This window comes from Sphingomonas sp. SORGH_AS_0870 (genome assembly GCF_031453175.1).
GTDB lineage: Bacteria > Pseudomonadota > Alphaproteobacteria > Sphingomonadales > Sphingomonadaceae > Sphingomonas.
Map to the genome: position 1 here is coordinate 914,141 of NZ_JAVIYW010000002.1, position 22,312 is coordinate 936,452.

Annotated in this window: 20 protein-coding genes and 1 pseudogene; 18 read left to right on the forward strand and 3 right to left on the reverse strand. The window is 67.7% G+C overall.

Going from position 1 to position 22,312, the window contains the following annotated elements; all coding sequences use genetic code 11:
- The first annotated feature begins 147 nt into the window (after positions 1-147).
- The 4 genes from QE363_RS04805 (at position 148) to infC (ending at position 3,966) form a co-directional block, all read left to right on the forward strand.
- The gene (locus tag QE363_RS04805; RefSeq protein WP_307102756.1) at positions 148-345 is read left to right on the forward strand and encodes a general stress protein; all 198 of its coding nucleotides are present in this window, start codon (positions 148-150) and stop codon (positions 343-345) included.
- Between the two features lie 117 nt (positions 346-462).
- Positions 463-1,212 carry an EAL domain-containing protein gene (locus QE363_RS04810; RefSeq protein WP_309692512.1) on the forward strand — a complete coding sequence of 250 codons (750 nt, stop codon included), beginning with the start codon at positions 463-465 and terminating at the stop codon, positions 1,210-1,212.
- 102 nt (positions 1,213-1,314) lie between these two features.
- Positions 1,315-3,318 carry a threonine--tRNA ligase gene (thrS, locus tag QE363_RS04815; RefSeq protein WP_309692515.1) on the forward strand — a complete coding sequence of 668 codons (2,004 nt, stop codon included), beginning with the start codon at positions 1,315-1,317 and terminating at the stop codon, positions 3,316-3,318.
- A 114-nt stretch (positions 3,319-3,432) separates the two neighbouring features.
- The gene (gene infC / locus QE363_RS04820) at positions 3,433-3,966 is read left to right on the forward strand and encodes a translation initiation factor IF-3 (protein ID WP_037569087.1); all 534 of its coding nucleotides are present in this window, start codon (positions 3,433-3,435) and stop codon (positions 3,964-3,966) included.
- An 887-nt stretch (positions 3,967-4,853) separates the two neighbouring features.
- On the opposite strand, the gene QE363_RS04825 is transcribed toward infC, so the two are convergent.
- Entirely contained in the window at positions 4,854-7,598 is a 2,745-nt protein-coding gene (locus QE363_RS04825; RefSeq protein ID WP_309692528.1) for a [protein-PII] uridylyltransferase, read from the reverse strand.
- Positions 7,599-7,835: 237 nt separating this feature from the next.
- Here QE363_RS04825 and QE363_RS04830 point away from each other — a divergent pair, with 237 nt between their 5' ends.
- The 9 genes from QE363_RS04830 to QE363_RS04870 all read left to right on the forward strand — a co-directional run bounded on the left by QE363_RS04830 (position 7,836) and on the right by QE363_RS04870 (position 14,769).
- Positions 7,836-9,110, forward strand: a complete 1,275-nt coding sequence (locus tag QE363_RS04830) for a glutamate-5-semialdehyde dehydrogenase (RefSeq protein ID WP_309692531.1) — start codon at positions 7,836-7,838, stop codon at positions 9,108-9,110.
- Complete coding sequence (locus tag QE363_RS04835) at positions 9,107-9,706, forward strand: nicotinate-nucleotide adenylyltransferase (RefSeq protein WP_309692534.1); 600 nt, start codon at positions 9,107-9,109, stop codon at positions 9,704-9,706. The genes QE363_RS04830 and QE363_RS04835 overlap by 4 nt, the downstream gene beginning before the upstream one ends.
- A gap of 12 nt (positions 9,707-9,718) precedes the next feature.
- Complete coding sequence (gene rsfS / locus QE363_RS04840) at positions 9,719-10,123, forward strand: ribosome silencing factor (protein WP_307102768.1); 405 nt, start codon at positions 9,719-9,721, stop codon at positions 10,121-10,123.
- An 18-nt stretch (positions 10,124-10,141) separates the two neighbouring features.
- A complete protein-coding gene (locus tag QE363_RS04845; protein WP_309692538.1) occupies positions 10,142-10,564 on the forward strand; it encodes a 23S rRNA (pseudouridine(1915)-N(3))-methyltransferase RlmH in 423 nt (140 codons plus the stop codon).
- A gap of 2 nt (positions 10,565-10,566) precedes the next feature.
- Complete coding sequence (locus tag QE363_RS04850; protein ID WP_309692539.1) at positions 10,567-11,727, forward strand: peptidoglycan DD-metalloendopeptidase family protein; 1,161 nt, start codon at positions 10,567-10,569, stop codon at positions 11,725-11,727.
- 105 nt (positions 11,728-11,832) lie between these two features.
- A complete protein-coding gene (locus tag QE363_RS04855; RefSeq protein ID WP_309692542.1) occupies positions 11,833-13,182 on the forward strand; it encodes a S41 family peptidase in 1,350 nt (449 codons plus the stop codon).
- 1 nt (position 13,183) lies between these two features.
- Positions 13,184-13,678 carry a disulfide bond formation protein B gene (locus QE363_RS04860; RefSeq protein ID WP_309692545.1) on the forward strand — a complete coding sequence of 165 codons (495 nt, stop codon included), beginning with the start codon at positions 13,184-13,186 and terminating at the stop codon, positions 13,676-13,678.
- A complete protein-coding gene (locus tag QE363_RS04865) occupies positions 13,675-14,217 on the forward strand; it encodes a demethoxyubiquinone hydroxylase family protein (protein ID WP_307102782.1) in 543 nt (180 codons plus the stop codon). The genes QE363_RS04860 and QE363_RS04865 overlap by 4 nt, the downstream gene beginning before the upstream one ends.
- Positions 14,218-14,241: 24 nt before the next feature.
- The gene (locus QE363_RS04870; RefSeq protein WP_309692549.1) at positions 14,242-14,769 is read left to right on the forward strand and encodes a hypothetical protein; all 528 of its coding nucleotides are present in this window, start codon (positions 14,242-14,244) and stop codon (positions 14,767-14,769) included.
- 299 nt (positions 14,770-15,068) lie between these two features.
- Here the strand turns inward: QE363_RS04870 and QE363_RS04875 are convergent, their stop codons facing one another.
- Positions 15,069-15,905, reverse strand: coding sequence for a CoA ester lyase (locus tag QE363_RS04875; protein ID WP_309692552.1), 837 nt, complete (start codon positions 15,903-15,905; stop codon positions 15,069-15,071).
- A gap of 141 nt (positions 15,906-16,046) precedes the next feature.
- On the opposite strand from QE363_RS04875, the gene QE363_RS04880 reads away from it, so the two are divergent.
- The 5 genes from QE363_RS04880 to cyoD are packed head-to-tail and all read left to right on the forward strand — an operon-like array spanning position 16,047 to position 20,455.
- On the forward strand, positions 16,047-16,499 hold the full coding sequence (locus tag QE363_RS04880; protein ID WP_309692554.1) for a hypothetical protein: 453 nt from the start codon (positions 16,047-16,049) through the stop codon (positions 16,497-16,499).
- 47 nt (positions 16,500-16,546) lie between these two features.
- Positions 16,547-17,434, forward strand: coding sequence for a ubiquinol oxidase subunit II (gene cyoA / locus QE363_RS04885; protein ID WP_309692557.1), 888 nt, complete (start codon positions 16,547-16,549; stop codon positions 17,432-17,434).
- Positions 17,431-19,443 (forward strand): cytochrome o ubiquinol oxidase subunit I, encoded by a 2,013-nt coding sequence (gene cyoB / locus QE363_RS04890; protein WP_309692560.1) that lies wholly within the window; start codon positions 17,431-17,433, stop codon positions 19,441-19,443. Before cyoA ends, cyoB begins: the two co-directional genes overlap by 4 nt.
- Positions 19,440-20,075, forward strand: coding sequence for a cytochrome (ubi)quinol oxidase subunit III (locus tag QE363_RS04895; RefSeq protein ID WP_309692562.1), 636 nt, complete (start codon positions 19,440-19,442; stop codon positions 20,073-20,075). The genes cyoB and QE363_RS04895 overlap by 4 nt, the downstream gene beginning before the upstream one ends.
- Entirely contained in the window at positions 20,072-20,455 is a 384-nt protein-coding gene (gene cyoD / locus QE363_RS04900) for a cytochrome o ubiquinol oxidase subunit IV (protein WP_309692566.1), read from the forward strand. The genes QE363_RS04895 and cyoD overlap by 4 nt, the downstream gene beginning before the upstream one ends.
- Here the strand turns inward: cyoD and glgX are convergent.
- Positions 20,452-22,252, reverse strand: a pseudogene (glgX, locus tag QE363_RS04905) (glycogen debranching protein GlgX). The gene cyoD and the pseudogene glgX sit on opposite strands and share 4 nt — an antisense overlap.
- Between the last annotated feature and the right edge of the window lie 60 nt (positions 22,253-22,312).

Here is a 22,312-nt window from a genome sequence, read left to right on the forward strand (position 1 = left end):
CAAAATGGTCGCCAGGAGTGCCGCTTCGTTCCATAAACCAGATCATGATTTCCTTCTTATGTAGAATAATATTATCCATTCGCTTTTAGAAACTTGATTGGACTTAATATCGTCTTTGAGCTGCGGGGGCGCAGTAGGAGAGATAAGATGGCCAATAGCAACGGCGGCGGCGGCCGCGAGAACAATCCGGGCAATTTCGCCAACGATCGCGAAAAGGCCTCCGAAGCCGGTCGCAAGGGCGGCCAGGAGAGCGGCGGCAACTTCAAGAACGATCCGGAGCGCGCCGCCGAGGCGGGGTCGAAGGGCGGACAAGCCAGCCATGGCGGCGGCGGCCAGGGTAGCTGACGCTTCGACGCGCCAATTGAGGGCGGCGGTGGAGTCGGACCACCGCCGCCCTTTTTTTGTGAAAAACCTGGGATGTGGAGGCTGTTAACTATTCGCGGATAACCTAAGGACATGGAAATGCGCAAAATCTGTAGCGGATGCCGGGACGGTATCGATTTCGACATCCCGTTCACGATGGCATTTCAGCCGATCGTCGACACGATGACCGGACGTCCCTTTGCCTATGAGGCGCTGATCCGTGGGCTGGAGGGCGAGGGGGCGTATAGCGTGCTGTCGCAGGTGACCCAGGCCAATCGCTACTCCTTCGATCAGGCGTGCCGGGTCAAGGCGATCGAGACGGCGATGGCGGCGGGAATCATGGACGGCGATGCGCGGCTGTCGATCAACTTCCTGCCTAATGCCGTCTATTCGCCGATGGCCTGTATCCAGCTGACCCTGCGCACCGCCCAGGCCGAAGGCTTGCCGATCGACCGGCTGATCTTCGAATTCACCGAAAACGAGGAGATGGGCTCGCCCGAGCATGTCGGCGGGATCATCGACACCTATAAGCAGATCGGCTTTTCGGTCGCGATCGACGATTTCGGCGCGGGCCATTCGGGGCTAGACCGCTTCGTCCGCTTCCGGCCCGACGAGGTGAAGCTTGACATGGAGCTGGTCCGCGACATCGACACCGATCCCCGTCGCCGCGCCATCGTGCGCGCGATGGTCGGCATGTGCGCCGAACTCGACACGCTGCTGATCGCCGAGGGGATCGAAACCGCCGCCGAGGCCGGGGCCTTGCGGGATCTGGGCGTGCGCTATCATCAGGGTTACTGGTATGCGCGCCCCGCGCTGGAGATGCTGCCCGGGGTTCAGGGACAGGCCTGAGCCACCCCATATACGCCGCCGGGATTCTTCCCTATAGAGCCGCGCTGTGCCCGCCGATCCCGCGCAGGCGCATCATCCGCACCTATCGAAGAGAGTTGTTCCATGTCCGCGATGTTCCGTATCACGCTGCCCGACGGTTCCGTCCGTGAGGTCGCGCCCGGAACTACCCCCGCGGACATCGCCGCCGCGATCGGGCCGGGGCTGGCCAAGGCGGCGATCGCCGCACGCGTCGATGGCGAGCTGCGCGACATCATGCGCCCGTTCGAGGGCGACTCCGCGCTGGCGCTGGTGACCGCCAAGGACGAGGCCGATGCGCTCGAACTCGCGCGCCACGATTATGCGCATGTGCTGGCCGAGGCGGTGCAGGCGCTGTTCCCGGGCACCCAGATCACCTTCGGTCCCGCGACCGACGACGGCTTCTATTACGACTTCGCGCCCAAGGATCGCCCCTTCACCGAGGAGGACCTGCCCGCGATCGAAGCCGAAATGCGCAAGATCATCGCGAAGGACGAGCCGCTGATCCGCGAGGTCTGGACCCGCGAGCAGCTGATCGAGCGCTGGACCGCGCAGGGCGAGACGTTCAAGGCGCAGTGGGCGGCCGAGCTGCCCGATGACGAGGAACTGACCGTCTATCGCGCCGGCAAGGGCGAGGATGCCTGGCTCGACATGTGCCGGGGGCCGCATCTGGCTTCGACCGGCAAGCTCGATCCCAACGCCTTCAAGCTGACCCGCGTGTCGGGCGCCTATTGGCGCGGCGACCAGAAGAACGCGATGCTCAGCCGCATCTACGGCACCGGCTGGCTGAACAAGAAGCAGCTGGCCGAGCATCTGACGCGCCTCGAGGAAGCGGCCAAGCGCGACCATCGCAAGCTGGGCAATGAGATGGACCTGTTCCACCTCCAGGCCGAGGCGCATGGCTCGGTCTTCTGGCATCCCAAGGGCTATCGCATCTGGCGCGAGCTGGAGGCCTATATGCGCCGCGCGATCGACTCGACCGGCTACCGCGAGGTCAAGACGCCGCAGGTGATGGACGCGCGCCAGTGGGAACAGTCGGGCCATTGGGGCAAGTATCGCGAGAATATGTTCGTGATCCCCGACGAGGTGCCCAACACCGAGGACGAGGGCCCGCTGGTCTCGGACGATGCGCAGTGGATGGCGCTGAAGCCGATGAACTGCCCAGCGCACGTCCTAATCTTCCGCCAGGGGATCAAGTCGTATCGCGACCTGCCGCTGCGACTCTATGAGAATGGCTGCTGCCACCGCAACGAGCCGCATGGCGCGCTGCACGGCCTGATGCGCGTGCGCCAGTTCACCCAGGACGACGCGCATATCTTCTGCCGCGAGGACCAGATCGTCGAGGAAGTCCGCGCCTTTTGCGAACTGGCGGACCGGATCTACAAGGATTTCGGCTTCACCTATTCGATCAAGCTGGCGCTGCGCCCCGAAAAGCGTTTCGGCACCGAGGAAATGTGGGACCAGGCCGAAGAGGAACTGCGCAATGCGGTCGTCGCGGCGGGGCTCGCCACGGAAGCCTATGGCTGGGAAGAGCTGCCGGGCGAGGGCGCCTTCTATGCGCCCAAGCTGGAATGGCATCTGACCGACGCGATCGGCCGGACCTGGCAGGTCGGCACCATCCAGTCGGACCGCGTCCTGCCCGAGCGACTCGACGCGTCCTACATCGGCGAGGATGGCGAGCGGCACCGCCCGATCATGCTCCACCGCGCGATCTTCGGCTCCTATGAGCGGTTCATCGGCATCCTGATCGAGCATTATGCGGGCCGCTTCCCCGTCTGGCTCGCGCCGGTGCAGGCGGTGGTCGCGACCATCGTGTCGGACGCGGACGGCTATGCCGAGGAGGCGGCGGCCAAGCTGGCGGCGGCGGGCATCCGGGTCGAGACCGATCTGCGCAACGAGAAGATCAACTACAAGGTGCGCGAGCACTCGGTCGCCAAGGTCCCCGTGCTGCTGGTCGTCGGCAAGCGCGAGGCCGAGGAAGGCAAGGTCGCCGTCCGCCGTCTGGGCAGCCAGGCGCAGGAGGTGATGACGCTGGAGGAGGCCATCGCCATGCTGCGCGAAGAGGCAACTCCGCCCGATCTGCGCGGCTGAATCGGCGCGACGTAAAGGAAAGGGCGGGACGTTTGTCTCGCCCTTTCAAATTTGTGCCCGATCGCTTATATTGAAATCGCAATTGCCACAGGAGAAATACCCATACGTCCTCCCATGATGCGCCGTCCGATGCAGGCGCCGCCGATGAACGGTCCTCGGTTCAACGAGTGGATTCAAAGCCCCAAGGTTCGCGTGATCGACCATGAGGGCGAGAACCTTGGCGTGATGTACACGCGCGAGGCGATGGCGCAGGCCCAGGAGCTCGGCCTCGACTTGGTCGAAGTGTCGCCCAACGCCGACCCGCCCGTCGCCAAGTTCCTCGACGTCGGCAAGTATAAGTACGAGGCGCAGAAGAAGGCGAACCTCGCCCGCAAGTCGCAGAAGACGCAGGAGATCAAGGAGATCAAGATGCGTCCGAACATCGACGACCATGATTACGACACCAAGATGAAGAAGGTGGTCGAATTCATCGGCGAGGGCGACAAGGTGAAGGTCACCATGCGCTTCCGCGGCCGCGAGCTGAGCCACGGCCAGCTGGGCATGAACGTGCTCCAGCGCGTCGCCGAGCAGGTGGCCGAGGTCGCCAAGGTCGAAGCCTATCCGCGCATGGAAGGCCGCCAGATGCTGATGGTGCTGGCCCCGAAGTGACCCGGATCGACTCGGGGGCGTGAGCCCGCCGGGTGACGCGACGATTCTGAAACCCCTGGTGCCCGATGGGCCGCCGGGGGTTTTCGTTTTCGGGTTCGTGCGGAGGGGCGGAGCCATGGGGCCAGGGCGGAATGACATGCGATCGACCTACCCCTGTTCCGAAGGGGAGAGGCCGGGGGTGTGGCGTGTCCGCAAGCGTGCGGTTCGCGGCGAGGCCCCCCCCAACCCTTCCCCTGAAGGGGAGGGGCTCTCGCGCTGCTTCGAAGCAATGCCGTCATGGTTTTCGCGAGCGGCGGCATCGCACGACCGCCCCGCTCCGTTCAGCCTGAGCGAAGTCGAAGGGCACGGGAATCTGGCCCGGTCTGGTCGCGATGGGAAGGCGAGAGGCGGAGGCGGGGCGTGCACTTCGACTTCGCTCAGTGCGAACGGCTGTGGGGATGTGAGATAGTAGGCGGGGCGGCATCGCACGACCTCCCACCTTCCGTTCAGCCTGAGCGCAGTCCAAGGCCACGGGAATCCGGTCGAGTCTGGTCGCGATGGGAAGGCGAGAGGCGGAGGCAGGGCGTGCACTTCGACTTCGCTCAGTGCGAGCGGCTGTTGGGATGTGGGATAGCAAGCGGGCGGGATCGCACGACCTCCTACCTTCCGTTCAGCCTGAGCGAAGTCGAAGGCCACGGGACTCGGGATGGGTCTGGTCGTGATGGGAAGGCGAGAGGCGGAGGCAGGGCGTGCACTTCGATTTCGCCCAGTGCGAGCGGATGTGGGGATATGGGCGGAGGCTTAACCAGTCCCTTGCCCGAAACCCTTTCCACGAGGGAAAGGAATTGCCGCTCACCCAAACCGACCTCTGCGCGAACCTCCATTCGCTCAGGCGGGCCGGGGGAATATCACGCCGCCACTTCCAGCACTTCCCCCGCCGCCGCGCCGAGCAGCCTTTTCTCCAGCGTCTTCAGCCGCCCGCCATTGGTGATCCGGTCGCCGGTCAGGTCGGTCAGGTAGAAGACGTCGACCGCGCGCTCGCCATAGGTCGCGACATGCGCCGAGTGGATCGTCACCTTCGACTGGAACAGCGCATGGGCGAGCTGGTTGAGCAGCGCCGGGCGGTCGCGCGCATGGACCTCGACCACGGTGAAGCGGTTGGAGGCGCGGTTGTCGATCAGGACATTGGGGGCGATCGGGAAGGCGTCCGCGCGCGGACGGACCGAGGGCTTGGCGACCAGCCGGTCGGCCAGCTTGCTGCGATTGGCCAGCGCATCCTCGATCGCGCGGCGCAGGCGGCCCAGCTGGCCCGGATCGTCGAAGGGGCGGCCCAGCGGGTCCTGCACCAGGAAATTGTCGATCGCCATGCCGTCGCGCGTGGTGTGGATGCGCGCGTCGATGATGTTGCCGCCCGCGACATGGATCGCCCCCGCGATGCGGTAGAACAGCCCCGGATGGTCGGCGGCATAGATGGACACCAAGGTCGCGCCGCGTTCGCCGTAAACCTGCGCATCGATCGACAGCTGCGCATCGCCCGCCGCCGCCATCTGGCGGGCATTATGCGCCAGCACATCCTCGGGCTCGGCGATCCAATAGGCTTCGGGCAGGCGGCGGACATGCGCGGCGAACTGCGCCTCGGGCCAGCCCAGCGTCTCGCGCAGCCGTTCCTGCTTGGCCGTGATCCGCTCGCCCCGGCCACGCTGCTTGTGACCGAGTCGCAGCACCTCCTCGGCGGCGTCGTAGAGATCGGCGAGCAGCTGGCGTTTCCACCCGTTCCACGTCCCCGGCCCGACCGCGCGGATGTCGACGATGGTCAGCAGGAGCAGCAGGCGCAGCCGCTCGGGGCTCTGCACCGTTTCGCAAAAGTCGAGGATCGTCTTGAAGTCGGACAGGTCGCGCTTGAACGCGGTCGCCGACATCAGCAGGTGCCAGCGGACCAGCCACGCCACCGTCTCGGTCTCGGCCTCGTTCAGCCCCAGCCGGGGGCAGAGCCGCTCGGCGACTTCGGCGCCCAGGATCGAATGATCGCCGCCCCGCCCCTTGGCGATGTCGTGGAGCAGCACCGCGACATAAAGGACGCGCCGCGACACGATCTGGTCGATGATCGCCGAGGCGACCGGGTGTTCCTCGACCAGTTCCTGCCGCTCGATCTTCGCCAGCAGGCCCAGCGCGCGGATGGTGTGCTCGTCGACCGTATAGTGATGGTACATGTCGAACTGCATCTGCGCGACGACGCGGCCGAAATCGGGCACGAAGCGGCCAAAGACCCCCGCCTCGTTCATCCAGCGCAGCACCAGTTCGGGGTCGTGGCGGCTGGTCAGCACGTCGAGGAACAGCGCATTGGCGCGGGGATCGCGGCGGATATCGTCGGCCAGCTTGGCATCGCGCGACGCGGCGCGCATCGCCAGCGGATGGACCTCCAGCTCATAGCGGTCGGCGAGCTGGAAGATCTCGATCAGCCGGACCGGATCCTCCTGGAAGAAATCGTCACGCGGCAGGGCCAGCCGCCCGCGGTCGAGGACGAAGCCGTTCAACCGGCGCGGGCGGCGGCGGATCGTGGGCAGGCCGAAGCGATGCCCGCGCGCCGCGAACCGCTCGTCCAGATGCGCCAGGAACGCGCCGGTCAGCGCGCCGACCGTCTTCACCTGGAGGAAATAGAGCTGCATGAACCGCTCGACCTTGGCCTTGCCGGGCCGGTCGGAGAAACGCATCCGCTCGGCGATCTGGCGCTGCACGTCGAAGGTCAGCCGGTCCTCGGCGCGTCCCGTGATGGTATGGAGGTGGCAGCGCACCGCCCACAGGAAATTGTCGGCGCGGTGGAATTGGCGATATTCCTCGCGGGTGAACAGCCCGCGCTCGATCAGGTCGGCGGCGCGGTCGACGTCATAGACATATTTGCCGATCCAGAACAGCGCATGAAGATCGCGCAGGCCGCCCTTGCCCTCCTTGACATTGGGTTCGACGACATAGCGGGTGTCGCCCATCTTGCGATGGCGCAGGTCGCGCTCGGCCAGCTTGTCGGCGATGAACTGGCGGTGCGAGTCGGTCTGGATCTCGGACTTGAAGCGGCGTGAGGCCTCTTGATACAGCGCCTGGTCGCCGCACAGGAACCGCCCTTCGAGCAGCGCGGTGCGCACCGTCACGTCGGCGCGCGCCTGGCGGATCATCTCGTCGATCGAGCGGCTGGAATGGCCGACCTTCAATCCCAGGTCCCAGAGCGAATAGAGCATCGATTCGATGACCTGCTCGGCATGCGGCGTCTGCTTGAAGGGCGTGAGGAAGCCGATATCGACATCCGAATAGGGGGCCATCTCGCCCCGGCCATAGCCGCCCACCGCGATCAGGGTCAGCCGCTCGCCCACCGTGGGGTTGCTGAGCGGGTAGAGCGTCTCGGTGGTGAATTCGAACAGCAGCTTCAGCACCTGATCGGTCAGATAGGCCTGTGCGGCGGCCGCCTCCAGTCCGCGCGAGGGGTGGAGGGACAGCCGCCGCGCCACCTCCTGCCGCCCGGCGTCGAGCGCGGCGCGAAGGATCGGCGTGACCTGCGTCCGCCCTTCCGGCCCGGTGATGCCCAGCGCCGCCACCTGCTCGGCAAGGGCACGGCGGTCGACGATGGCGCGGCGGTTGGGGAGGGATTCGAAACGGCTGTGCATGGGGCCTTCATAGGGATTGGTGATGAACAAATGGAGAGGGGCTTCGGCAGAAGCGGTGGGAATGCCCCTCCACCACCCCAAGCCATGCTTGGGGAGGAATGATGTCGCCCAAATCCTCCCCAAGCCGGGCTTGGGAGGGGGACCATGCGCAGCATGGTGGAGGGGCGCGGCCCGCTCTTTCCACCGGCCAAGATTCCCATGCTTGGGCCCGCCGCCCGACCATGATACCGCCGCGCCATGGCCGACCATCACGACATGCCCGCCCTGATCGCCGACATGGGCCGCCGCGCCCGCACCGCCGCGCAGACGCTGGCGCAGATGCCGACCGCCGCCAAGGCGCAGGCCCTGCGCGCCGCCGCGCTGGCGATCCGTCAGGACAGCCCGGCGATCCTGGCCGCCAATGCGCAGGATGTCGCGGCCGGCGCGGCGAACGACCTGTCCCCGGCGATGCTCGACCGGCTGAAACTGGACGAGGAGCGGATCGCGGGCATCGTCGCAGGCGTCGAGGCGGTGGCGGGGCTTCCCGATCCGGTCGGCGAGCGGATCGACGAGCGGACGCGGCCCAACGGCCTGAACCTGTCGCGCATCCGCGTGCCGGTGGGGGTGATCGGCATCGTCTATGAAAGCCGTCCCAACGTCACGGTCGATGCCGCCGCGCTGTGCGCGATGGCGGGCAACGCCGCGATCCTGCGCGGCGGCTCGGAGGCGGTGCACAGCAACCGCGCGCTCCATGCCGCCTTCGCCCGTGGCTGGACGGGGGCGGGCGGTCCGGCGGACGCGGTGCAGCTGGTCCCGACCACCGACCGCGCGGCGGTGGGCGCGATGCTGGCGGCGGACGGGCTGATCGACCTGCTGATCCCGCGCGGCGGCAAGAGCCTGGTCGCGCGGGTCCAGGCCGAGGCGAAAGTGCCGGTGCTCGCGCATCTCGACGGGATCAACCATGTCTATGTCGACGGCTCGGCGGACCATGCGATGGCGACACGGATCGTGCGCGACGCCAAGATGCGCCGTACCGGCATTTGCGGCGCGATGGAGACGTTGCTGATCGACCGCGCCTATTGCCACGCCGCCGAGCTGGTCGCCGCGCTGATCGATGCGGGCTGTACGGTGCGCGGCGACGATGCGGTGCGCGAGATCGTGCCCGGCCTGGAGGCGGCGAGCGCGGAGGACTGGGACACCGAATATCTCGATGCGATCGCCAGCGTCGCGCTGGTCGACGGCGTGGCGGGCGCGATAGCGCATATCGCCGCGCACGGGTCGCACCATACCGATGCGATCGTGGCCGAGGACGAAGCCGTCGCCGAGCGATTCCTGGCCGAAGTGGACAGCGCGATCGTGCTGTGGAACGCCTCGACCCAGTTCGCCGATGGCGGGGAGTTCGGGCTGGGGGCGGAGATCGGCATCGCGACCGGGCGTCTGCACGCGCGCGGGCCGGTCGCGCTCGAGGGGCTGACGACGTATAAATGGGTCGGGCGGGGCACGGGTCAGATCCGGGCCGACGCGCGGGGATGAGGATCGGACTGCTCGGCGGGTCGTTCAATCCCGCCCATCGGGGGCACCGGCGCATCTCGCTGGACGCCATGCGCGCTTTGGGGCTCGACGAGGTGTGGTGGCTGGTCTCGCCCGGAAACCCCCTGAAGGACGGGGCGGGGGACATGGCGCCCTTCGCCGCGCGGCTGGCCTCGGCCGAGCGGATGGCGCGCCGCGCGCCGATCCGGGCCAGCGCGATCGAGCGGGAATTGCACACCCGCTATACCCTCGACACCGTGCGCGCGATCACCCGGCGCTACCCCGGCCACGACTTCATCTGGCTGATGGGCGAGGACAATCTGCGGCAGTTTCACCGGTGGCGCGGATGGCGATCGATTGCGCGCGCGATCCCGATTGCGGTTATCGGCCGTCCGGGGTACAATGCCGCCGCCCACGCGACACCCGCGCTGGGCTGGTTCAGGCGTTTCCAGAGGCGTCCGGGCCAGGCGAAGAACTGGACGATGTGGAGTTTGCCGGCCTTCGTGCTGCTGCGCTTCCGCCCCGACCCGACTTCCGCCACGGGCCTTCGGGCCCGCGATCCGGACTGGTTTCGGCATATGGGCCGAAACGTCCCCTGAACAGGAGCTAACTTGGCCACTTCCCCCCAATCGCCGCGTCCGTCCGATCCTGCCGAGGTGGAGGCGCTGCATCGCCTGATCCTCGCCTCGCTCGACGACGACCAGGCGGTGGAGACGATTTCGATCCCGCTGGCGGGCAAGTCGTCGATCGCAGATTTCATGGTGATCGCCAGCGGTCGGTCGACCCGGCAGGTCGCGTCGATGGCGATGAAGCTCGCCGAGAAGATCAAGGCCGAGTTCGGCCGTTCGGTGCGGATCGAAGGTCTGCCGACCGCCGACTGGGTGCTGATCGACGCCAATGACGTCATCGTCCACCTGTTCCGGCCCGAGGTGCGGACCTTCTACAATCTCGAGCGGATGTGGGCGTTCGGCGATGCGCCGACTCCCCCCGCCAGCCCGGCCGACCGCAACCTCTGACGCCCAGGGGTTTCGCCCGTGCTGCTGCATATCGTCGCGCGCGGGCGAATCGGCCGTTCGCCCGAGGCCGAGCTGGTCGACCGCTATATCAAGCGGATCGGCTGGCCGACCCGGATCACCGAACTTCCTGACACCGGCGGAAAAATCCCTCCGCTGGAGGGGCAGGTGCGCCTCGTCCTGATGGACGAGAAGGGCGAAAACCTGACCTCGATGGACTTCGCGCGTCGGTTGGAGCGCTGGCGCGACGACGGCGTGCGCGAGTGCCGCTTCATGATCGGCGCGGCGGACGGGTTCGAGGATGCCGACCGCGCGCGCGCCGACCTGCTCATCTCCTATGGCCGCGCGACCTGGCCGCACATGATGGCGCGGGCGATGCTGGCCGAACAGCTTTTCCGCGCGACCAGCATCCTGGCCAACCACCCCTATCACCGCGAGGGATAGGCGTGGCCCGGCGGCATGCGACGCTGGCGCTGGCCGCTCTGGCGCTGCTCGGCGCGACCGACATCGCCGCCGACCAGCGTCGCCTGGCCGATGCCCGCGCGGGCGCGGCGGCGGCGCAGGCGCGCGCCCAGGCGCTGGAACGACAGGCGGATGCCGAACGCGATGCCGCCGCCATCGCCCAGGCGCGCGAGCGGGCCATGGCCGCACGCGTCGCGGCGGCCGAGGCGGAGGTGCGTGCGGCGCGCGCGCGGGTCGATCTGGTCGCGGGGCTGCTGGCGCAGCAACAGGCGCGGCTGGCCCGGGCGCAGGCGCCGCTCGCGCATCTGCTGGCGGCGATGCAGGGCATGGCGGCGCGGCCCCCCCTCGCGGCGGTGGCGCAGCCCGGCTCGGTCGCCGATGTCGCGCATGTCCGGGCGGTCTTCGGTACCATCGCGCCGGTGATCGCGGAACGATCGGCGGTGGTGCGCGCCGAGCTGGCGACGACCCGGCGAATCCGGGCGCAGGCGGGACTGGCGGCGCGGGCGCTGTCGGCGACCACCGCGAAATTGGAGAGTGAGCGTCAGGCGCTGGCCCGGCTGGAGGCGGTGCATCGCGGACGGGCCGACACGCTGGGGCGCGGCGCGGTGGACGAGGCCAATCGCGCGCTGGCGCTGGGCGAGGCGGCGCGCGACATCGTCGACCGCATGGCCGAGCGTGGCGAGGCGCAGGCGACGGCGGGTGAACTCCTGGCGCTGCCCGGCCCGGTGGCGCGGCCCCTGGCGCCGGGCGCGGCGGGACCGGCGATCCCGCCGGGCACCTATCGCCTGCCGGTCGCCGGACGGGTGGCGACCGGCTTTGGCGAGATTTCGGATGCGGGCGTTCGCGCGCGCGGCATCACGCTGGCGACGGGGCCGCAGGCGCCCGTCGTCGCGCCGGCCGGGGGCGAGATCCGCTATGCCGGGCCGTTTCGCGGCTATGGCGGGATCGTCATCGTGGATCATGGCGCGGGCTGGACCAGCCTCGTCACCGGGCTGGGCGGCATCGCGGTGCGGGTCGGGCAGAGAGTCGCGGCGGGTGCGGTGCTCGGCCGCGCGGGCCAGGGGCGCGGGGGCATGGCGCCGCGCGTGACGGTGGAGCTTCGCCGCGACGGGCGGCCGATGGATATCACCGCGCTGCTGGGGTGAGGGCGACCCCGAACCCCGCTCACCCCCCGTTCAGCACGGTTGCGCTTTGATTGGCAACGGCTTCCCGCTACACAGGCGGTCCGCTTTTCTGGTCCAGGACCCTCGATGCCCCGTTTGCTGCCGAAACGTCCGCTTCTGACTGCTACTGCCATTGTCGGCGCGCTGGCCATGGTGCCGATCACGACCTCCGCGATGGCGGCGGTCGACAGCTCCACCGTGCGGCAGTTCGACCGGTTCCTCGACGTCTATAACCGGATCAAGGCCGATTATGTCGACAAGGTCGATGACGACACGCTGATCAAGGGCGCGATCCAGGGGATGCTGGCCGCGCTCGATCCGCATAGCAGCTATGTCGACGCGCTGGATTTCGACAATCTCAAGATCCAGACCGAGGGCAATTATGGCGGGCTGGGCCTGACCGTCTCGATGGAGGACGGCGCGATCAAGGTCATCGCGCCGCAAGAGGATACCCCGGCGGGCCGCGCAGGCGTCAAGTCAGGCGACTATATCACCCATATCGACGGCAAGCTGGTCTATGGCCAGTCGCTGGACGAGGCGATCGGCCAGATGCGCGGCAAGCCCGGCACCAAGATCAGGCTGACCATCGTCCGCCCCGGCCGCGACAAGCCGATCGAGCTGACCCTGACCCGCGAGGTCATCGTCCAGCGCCCGGTCAAGTGGGAGGTGAAGGGCGATGTCGGCTATATCAACATCAACACCTTCTCCGAAAACACCGGCGCCGACACGCGCGCCGCGATCATGGCGATCGACAAGGCGCTGGGCCACCGGCCGCTGGGCTATGTCGTCGACCTGCGCGACAATGGCGGCGGCCTGCTGACCCAGGCGATCGCGGTCAGCGACGCCTTCCTGGACCATGGCGAGATCGTGTCGCAGCGCGGCCGCGAGAAGTCGGACATCGAACGCTATTATGCCAAGCCCGGCGACGACGCGCATGGCCTGCCCGTGATCGTCCTGACCAATTCGGGCACCGCCTCGGCCTCCGAGATCGTCGCGGGCGCGCTTCAGGATCATCACCGCGCGCTGGTGATGGGCGAGCGCAGCTTCGGCAAGGGATCGGTCCAGACGCTGTTGCCGCTCGGCCCCGAAACCGCGCTGCGCCTGACCACCGCGCGCTACTACACCCCTTCGGGTCGGTCGGTGCAGGAGGGCGGGATCGAGCCGGACATCAAGGTGCCGCAGATTTCCGATCCCGATTACAAGACGCGGCCCGTCTTCCGCGAGGCCGATCTGCGCCGTCACCTGATCAACGAGGTGAAGGCCGACAATGCGATCCTGGAAGAGGATACCAAGACCGATCCGCGCTTCGCGATGACCCCCGATGCGCTCAAGAAGCAGGGGGTCGAGGACTTCCAGCTCTATTATGCGCTGAAGACCATCGCGCGACTGGGCGGGGCCGCGCAGGTCGCCGCCGCCACCAAGCCGCCGGTGAAGTGACATGACGACCCCGCGTACCCGCAATGAACGCCGCGCCAACTGGATCGCGCTGCTGCTGCCCGCCGCCTTGCTGGCGGGGGCGTGGGGCAGCCAGCTGATCGGCGGGCTGTATCCGTGCGAGATGTGCCATTGGCAGCGCTGGCCGCATTATGCCGCGCTGGTGCCCGCGCTGCTCGCCTTTGTCGTGCCCCAGCGCAGCATCCGGGGATCGCTTGTCATCCTTGCCGCGTTGTTGATCGCGGTGTCGGGGGCGATCGGTGTCGCGCATGCCGGGGTCGAATATGGCTGGTGGCAGGGCTTCACCGCCTGCACCTCGACGGTGGATTTGAACGGATTGAGCGCGACCGACCGGTTGAATGCGATCATGCATGCGCCGGTCATCCGCTGCGACGTGGCGCAATGGACGCTGGGCGGCATTTCGCTGGCCGGGTTCAACGCGATCTTCTCGCTGGGCGGCGCGGCGGCGATCCTGATGTTGATGAGGAAGGCGCGATGAGCCAGCTTCGCTGGATGCCGGGCGACCGGCGCGAACCGATGAAGGCGATGGTCCGGGTGGACCAGGCCGGGGAATATGGCGCGACCCGCATCTATGCGGGGCAGCTGGCGGTGCTGGGCGACCGGCATCCCTTTGCCCGCGCCATCCACCACATGGCCGAGCAGGAGGAGCGCCACCGCGCCTTTTTCGACCGGATGATCGCCGAACGCCGGGTGCGCCCGACGCTGTTCCAGCCCTTCTGGGACAAGGCGGGATTCGCGCTGGGCGCGATCACGGCGGCGATCGGGCCGAAGGCGGCGATGGCGTGCACGGCGGCGGTCGAGACCGAGATCGACAAACATTATCAGGACCAGCTCGACCAGCTGGGCGACAGCGACCCCGAATTGTCCGAGGCGATCGCCGATTTCCAGGCCGAGGAACTGGAGCATCGCGACCATGCGCTGGGCGCGGGCGCGGAGGAGGCGATCGCCTATCCGGTGCTGTACGGATTGATCCGGGCGGGCTGCAAGGTCGCGATCGCGGCGGCCAAGCGGATCTGACACGGGGTGAGCGGGAGAGAGGATATGGTCGAGCGGACGTGGCGCAGGGCGATGCTGGCGGGGCTGGGCGTGATCGCGGCGGCGAGCCCGGTCGCGGCCCAGCAGGCCCCCGTCCGGCAGACCCCAATCCAGCCGATTCCGATCCAGCAGGCTCCGGTCCAACCGGTCGCCGCGCCCGGTGCGGTCAAGCCCAAGCCCGCCCAGGCGCCGGGCGAGGTGTCGCGCAACGCGCCGATCAACGGCGTGCTGACCCTGTTCGGCAACGAACGCTGCCCCACCGACAATAACGGCAACGAGATCGTCGTCTGCGTCCGCCGCAGTGCGCAGGAACAGTTCCGCGTGCCCAAGGAGCTTCGCGAGCTCCAGGTGACGCCCGAGAATGAAAGCTGGGCGGTTCGCGCGACCGGCACCACCAACGAAGGCGTCGGCGTCAACAGCATCGGCAGCTGCTCGGCGGTCGGCGCGGGCGGCGCGACGGGCTGCTTTGCCCAGCGCGTCCGTGAGAATCGCGCCGCCAATGCCGACCGCAAGCGCGAGGCCAGCGTCCCCTAGGGCCGATCGACATTCGGCGACACCTTTCCTTCCCTCGCCCCTCGCAGAGGGGAGAGGGTTGCGCAGACTTGGTCTTTGCGAAAGCAAAGGCTTAGTCGGAGCTGGGTGAGGGGTGGGCGCTCGCGAAGCGAGCGCGCGAGCCTTTGGGCTCGCTCAACCCCTCACCCAAGCTGCGCTAGCCAGCAGGCTGGCAAGCTTCGCTAACCCTCTCCCCTGTCCAGGGGAGAGGGGAAGAAGAAGCAATAGTAAATGTCGATCTGCCGTAATCCTCCCCGGCACGGGGAAGGCGGAGATAGTCGCTACACCACGCCCGCCAGCGCCAATATCCGCTCCGCCTCGATCAGATGGAGCCGCTCGACCATCTGTCCGTCCAGTCGGATCGCGCCCAGCGTCGCCTGGCCGGGCTCGGCAAAGGCGGTGACGATCCGCCGGGCCCAGGCGATCTCAGCCTCGTCGGGGCCGAAGCCGCGATGGGCGGCGTCGATCTGGTTGGGGTGGATCAGCGTCTTGCCGTCAAACCCCAGCCGCCGCCCCTCGGCGCATTCCGCCGCCAGCCGTTCGGGCGCATCGAGCGCGTTGCACACCCCGTCGAGCGCGATCATCCCGCCCGCGCGGGCCGCCACGACGATCTGCACTCGCAACGGCAGCAATGCCTCGGGCGGCGGCGGCGCGGGCAGGCGCATCTCCTTGGCGAGATCGTTGGTGCCCGCCACCAGCGCGGTCAGCCCGACCTCGCGCGCGGCCTGCGTGATCGCGCCCAGCGACAGGATGCCCCGGCACGTCTCGATCATCGCCCAGAGCGGCACGCCCGGCCCCAGCGCCGCCCGCGCCCGTGCCAGGGTCGGAACGTCATCGACCTTCGGGATCAGCACCGCCGCCGGACGCACGGCGGCGAGCGCGGCGAGATCGTCCGCCGCCCAGCGGGTGTCGAGCCCGTTGGTCCGCACCACCAATGGCCTGTCCCCAAAGCCTCCCTCGCGCACCGCGGTCACCGCCGCCTCGCGCCCGGCCGCCTTGGCATCGGGGGCGACCGCATCCTCCAGGTCGAGGATCACCGCATCGCTGTCGAGCGTCCGCGCCTTGGCGATGGCGCGGGGATTGGAGGCGGGAAGGAACAGGGCGCTGCGCAGGGTCATGGCACGAGCATAGACGCGAGCGGGCGCCGCCGTCACGCCTCTGGTAAATCGCCGTTTCGTCTCCATAGTGGGACGGTCGCGAAAACCGATTCCACCATCCCCGCAAAGGGGCGTGGAGGCGGCCGGGGGGATCGAAGGGGGATGATCGTGGAGACGACCGCGCTGTTGCTTCTGGGGCTGACGATTCTGCTGCGCTGTTGCCCGACCTTGCCGATAAGCCGCTGGCTGGCGCGCCTGCTGGTCGAGGCCCCGGCGCGGCAATTGAATCGGGTCCGGCCGGGGCATTGGGCGACGATCGCGCTCGGGGTGGCGCTGATCGGATTCGCCATCTGGTTCGAGATCGACGAGATCCGTATGCTCGGCGCGGCGGCGGGGTCGATGGGCGATCTGGTGATGATCGTCTCGACGATCGAATGGGGCGGGCTGGCCGAACTGACCATGGCCACGGTCCTGTCCTCCTCGATGTTGGCGCGCTGGCCGGTCTTCCGCCGCTGGGGGCGGCAAATGTCCGCGAGCCGGGCGGCGCGCCCGCGCCGGACGGAGCGGTCCGCCAATGACAGCGGTGACGACGAGGGGCGACGACTCGCGGCCTGACCATGCGGGTGCGGAACGAAAGCATGAGGCCGCCGTTCACCGTCTGAATGCTCCGCGATCCGCGCCTCGCCAAATTTTCCGCGCGTTTTGCGTGCCTTGGCCTGTGCGCTGTCCTGACCGCCTGCGAGCCGGGCATATTGAACCCGGCAGGGCCCATCGCGGCGGGTGAGCGCAGCATCTTCTTCAATGCGCTGGCGGTGATGCTGGCCATCGTCGTGCCGGTCATCGTGCTGGCCTTCGCCTTTGGCTGGTGGTTTCGGGCGGGCAACGCACGGGCCAAGCATTTGCCCGAATGGGCTTATTCGGGGCGGCTGGAATTGCTGGTCTGGTCGATCCCGGCGCTGGCCATCATGTTCCTGGGCGGCATCGCATGGATCGGCAGCCACGATCTCGACCCGCCCAGGCTGATCGCCTCCCGGGCAAGGCCGATGACGGTCGAGGTCGTCGCGACCGACTGGAAATGGCTGTTCCTCTATCCTGAACAGGGGATCGCCACGATCAACCGGCTGGTCGTGCCGGTCGGTACGCCGGTGAAGTTCCGCATCACCTCGGCGGGCGTCATGAACAGCTTCTTCGTGCCGCAACTGGGCAGCCAGATCTACGCCATGTCGGGGATGGACTCGACGCTTCACCTGCGCGCCGACAAGGCGGGGCGGTATCGTGGGCTGTCGGCGCATTATAGCGGGGAGGGCTTTGCCGATATGGACTTCTTCGTCGATGCGGTGCCGCAGGCGGCGTTCGACCGCTTCGTCGCGACCGCCAGGGCGGGGCAGGGCAAGACGCTCGACTGGAACGAGTTCGTGGCGATGGCGCATCCCAGCCGCAATGTCCGCCCCGCCAGCTATCCCCGGCTTCAACCGGGCCTCTACGACCAGATCGTGATGCGCAACGGCGCGCCCGAGGGCGACCGGGCCGAGGATGGGCGCGAGCAATGAGCCTTACCGGCAAGCTGGGCTGGGATTCGATCCCGTTTCACGAACCGCTGCCGCTGGTGTCGGCCGGGGTGATCGGCGCGGTCCTCTTGGGCGTCTTCATCTGGGTCTGGCGGCGCGGGGCTCTGCCCTATCTGTGGAGCGAGTGGATCACCAGCGTCGACCATAAGCGGATCGGCGTGATGTACTGCCTGCTGGCGGGCGTGATGCTGTTGCGCGGCTTTTCCGACGCGCTGCTGATGCGGTCGCAACAGGCGATCGCATACGGCAATGAGGGCTATCTGCCGCCCGACCATTACGACCAGATCTTCTCGGCGCATGGCACGATCATGATCTTCTTCGTGGCGATGCCGTTCATGATCGGGCTGATGAACTTCGTCGTGCCGTTGCAGCTCGGCGTACGCGACGTGGCCTTTCCGACGCTCAATTCGGTCAGCTTCTGGCTGACGTGCAGCGGCGCGCTGCTGATCAATATGAGCCTGGTCATCGGCGAGTTCGCCAAAACCGGCTGGCTGGTCTATCCGCCGCTGTCCGAGCTGCGCTTCTCGCCCGGTGTCGGCGTCGATTATTATCTGTGGGCGCTGCAGATATCCGGGATGGGGACGCTGCTGTCCGGCGTGAACCTCGTCACCACCATCCTGAAGATGCGCGCGCCGGGCATGGGCTATAGCCGGATGCCGATGTTCACCTGGACCTCGCTGGCGTCCAACCTGCTGATCGTCGCGGCCTTTCCGGTGCTGACTGCCGTGCTGGCGATGCTGATCCTCGACCGTTATCTCGGCTTCCACTTCTTCACGCCCGAGGCAGGGGGTAACCAGATGATGTTCGTCAACCTCATCTGGGCCTGGGGCCATCCGGAAGTCTATATCCTGATCCTGCCTGCGTTTGGCGTGTTTTCCGAGATCATCTCGACCTTCTCGTCCAAGCCTTTGTTCGGCTATCGCTCGATGGTCATCGCGACCATGGTGATCTGCATCCTGTCCTTCATGGTCTGGCTGCACCATTTCTTCACCATGGGGGCGGGCGCCGATGTGAACGGCTTTTTCGGCATCACCACGATGATTATCGCGGTGCCGACGGGGGTGAAGGTCTTCAACTGGCTGTTCACCATGTATGGCGGGCGCATCCGCTATACCTCGATGATGCTGTGGTCGATCGGGTTCATCGTGACCTTCGTGATCGGCGGCATGACCGGGGTGATGCTGGCCGTGCCCCCGGCCGATTTCGTCCTGCACAACTCGCTGTTCCTGGTCGCGCATTTCCATAACGTCATCATCGGCGGCGTGCTGTTCGGGGCCTTTGCGGGCTTCACTTTCTGGTTCCCCAAGATGTTCGGATTCACCTTGGACGAGCGCTGGGGCAAGCGCGCTTTCTGGTTGTGGATCAGCGGCTTCTATGTCGCCTTCATGCCGCTCTATGTGCTGGGGCTGATGGGCATGACGCGGCGGATGCAGCATTATGACGTGCCCGGCTGGCATCCCTGGCTGCTGGTGGCCGGGGTCGGCGCGCTGCTGATCCTGGGCGGGATCGCGTGCCAGGTCATGATGCTCTATGTCTCGATCCGGACGCGCGAGACCCGCATCGACGAGAGCGGCGACCCCTGGGACGGCCGCACGCTGGAATGGATCACCAGCTCGCCGCCCCCGTCCTTCAACTTCGCGGTGCTGCCCGATGTGAAGGGCGAGGAGGCCTATTGGGGCATCAAGGCAAAGGCACGGGAGAACCGCGCCTTGTCCGACCGCCCCGATTACGAACCGATCGAGATGCCGCGCAACTCGCCCACCGGAATCGTCAGCGCCTTCTTCGCCACCGCCATGGGATTTGCCCTGATCTGGCATATCTGGTGGCTGGTGATCCTGGGCTTCTTCGGGGCCTGGGGGACGTTCATCGTCTTCGCGTGGCGCGACAAGGCCGAATATGAAATCCCGGTCGACGAGGTCGAGCGGCTCGACCAGGCGCGCCGCCGGAGCAAGGCGACGCTGCTCGACCTGCCCGAAGAGGCGCTGTCATGAGCCAGACCGCCAAGGCCCATGATCCCAACAAGCTGGGCCGCGCCGCCGAGCCCAATCCCGACGGTCCGGCCCCTAAGCGGATCGTGGTGTCCTATGGCTTCTGGATCTTCCTGCTGTCGGACTTCATCTTGTTCGCCTGTTTCTTCGCCGCCTATGCGGTGCTGGTGGACGCGACGGCGGGCGGCCCCTCGGGCAAGGACCTGTTCGAGCTGAAGCTGGTCGAGGCCGAGACGGTGCTGCTCCTCCTGTCCAGCTTCGCCTGCGGGCTTGCGGGCGTGGGCACGATGGCGCGCAACATGCGCTGGTTCCAGATCGCCATGGCGGTGACCGCCTTGCTGGGCGCCGCCTTCCTCGCACTGGAGGCCTATGAGTTCCTCCACCTGATCGGCGAGGGGGCGGGACCGGGGCGCAGCGCCTTCCTGTCGGCGTTCTTCGCGCTGGTCGGCTGTCATGGGTTGCACGTCACGCTTGGCCTGCTCTGGCTGACGACGATGATGGCGCAGGCTTGGGCCAAGGGGTTTCGCGAGGACATATTGCGCCGCATCCTGTGCTTCAGCCTGTTCTGGCACGCGCTCGACATCATCTGGGTGGCGTTGTTCACCATGGTCTATCTGATGGGAGTGCGCGGATGAGCGAGCGGCCCGACGAGGAAATGGCGCGCGACGAAACCGCGCCGGGCGTGGATGGCGAGCGCGACTCGATCGTCGGCGGTGTGCGCAGCTATGCGATCGGGCTGGTCGCGGCGGCGATCCTGACGGCGGCGTCCTTCGCATTGGTGCAGTTCGACATCGTCTGGGGCCCGGCGGTCCCCGCCGCGCTGGTCGCGCTGGCGATCGGGCAGATGGGGGTGCATCTGGTGTTCTTCCTCCACATCACCACCGGGCCCGACAACAGCAACAATGTGCTGGCGCTGTTGTTCGGGGTGCTGATCGTGGCGCTGGTGCTGCTGGGGTCGATCTGGATCATGGGGCATCTGAACCATAATCTGATGGGACCGATGGCGACGCCCTAGCTTTCCAGCAGCAGGCCCCGGATGGCGGAGACGCCGTGGCGGCGGTCGAAGCGCAGGATCAGGCTTTCCTCGCTTATGGGCAGGTGGAGCGCGAAGCCATCGCCCCGGTCCCAATCCTCGGGCGTCATCGGGGCACCGGCCAGATGGCGCCACTCGGCCCCCGCCAGCCAGCCGGTCGCATCGAGCGGCAGCGCGCGGCGAAAGGCGCTTAGCCGTGCGACGAACTCCTCCAGCGCCTCGTCCCGGTTCGCCCAGTCGAGCCAGGTCGTGTCATTGTCCTGCGCATAGCCATTGTTGTTGCCGCCTTGGCTGCGCCCGAACTCGTCCCCGGCGGTCAGCATCGGGGTGCCGCGCGACAGGAACAGCGTGGCGAGCAGCGCGCGGACCGAGCGGATGCGGGCGGTGCGGATGGCGGGATCGTCGCTCGGCCCCTCGACGCCATGGTTCCACGACACCTCGTCGCCATGCCCGTCGCGATTGTCCTCGCCATTGGCCTGATTGTGCCGCCCGGCATAGGCAACCATGTCGGCCAGGGTGAAGCCGTCATGCGCCGCGACGAAATTGACCGAGCGGCTGGCCGCGCCGGTGAATATGTCGGCCGATCCCGCCACCCGCGTCGCCAGGTCGCCGCTGCGTCCGTCGCCGCGCCAGAAGCGGCGCACCTGGTCGCGGTAGCGGTCGTTCCACTCCAGCCAATGCTCGGGGAAAGCGCCTAGCTGATAGCCGCCGGGGCCGATGTCCCACGGCTCGGCGATCATCACGCGGGTCGGTAATAGGGGATCGGCGGCGATCTCGGCGAAGATGGGGGCGTTCGGATCGAAGCCCGGCCCGCGCGCCAGCACGGGGGCGAGATCGAAGCGGAAGCCGTCGACCCCGGCCCGCGCGAAATGGCGCAGGCTGTCGAGAATCGTCGCGCGGACGCTGGGGCGGCTGGCGTCGAGCGTGTTGCCGGTCCCCGCATCGTTGATGAGCGTGCCGTCCGCCGTCCGGGCATAGACGTCCGGATCGAGCCCCCGGAAGGACAGGGTGCCGCCCTGCACGTCGCTCTCGCCCATATGGTTGAAGACGAGGTCGAGGATGACGCCGATCCCCGCCTGTCGCAGCGCGGCGATGGTGGCGACCAGTTCGGCGACGCCGCCCGGCACCCGCTCCGGACAAAGCGCCATCGGCACGACCGGATTATAGCCCCAGCCATTGCGCAGGCCGAGCGGCGGCAGATGGCGCTCGTCGATCGCGGCGGTGATCGGCATCAGTTCGACCGCCGCCACGCCCAGCTTGCGCAGGTGATCGAGCACCGCCGGATGCGCGAGCGCCGCCAGCGTGCCGCGCTGTTCCGGCGGAATGGCGGGATGGCGCATCGAGAAGCCGCGTACGTTCAGCTCATAGATCAGCCCCGCCCGGTCGAAAGAGCGGCGGGGCGGGGGACTCGGTCAGCGGGGCGACGACGCGGGCGCGGGGGACGATGTCGGCGGTGTCCTCGCCATATCGGGCAAGGCGCGGGGACTGGATGAAGGGGCGGTCGAGTTCGAGCGCATATGGGTCGACCAGCAGCTTGGCGGGGTCGAACCACAGGTTGCGCGCCGGGTCGTACCCGCCATGCGCGCGATAGCCGTAGAGATGGTCGCGGCCGGGAACGGTGGCGCTCCAGACATCGCCCTCGCGGGTCATGGCGATGCGGCGTTCCGGCCCGCCGTCGAACAGGCACAATTCCACCCGATCGGCGGTCGAGCGGACGGCGAAGCGGGTGCCGCCGGGGACCGGCGTCGCGCCGAGGGGGAGGGCAGGCTGATTCGTCATGGCGGCAGCATGGCAATTCCTCCCCTGCAAGGGGAGGGGGACCGCCGCGAAGCGGTGGTG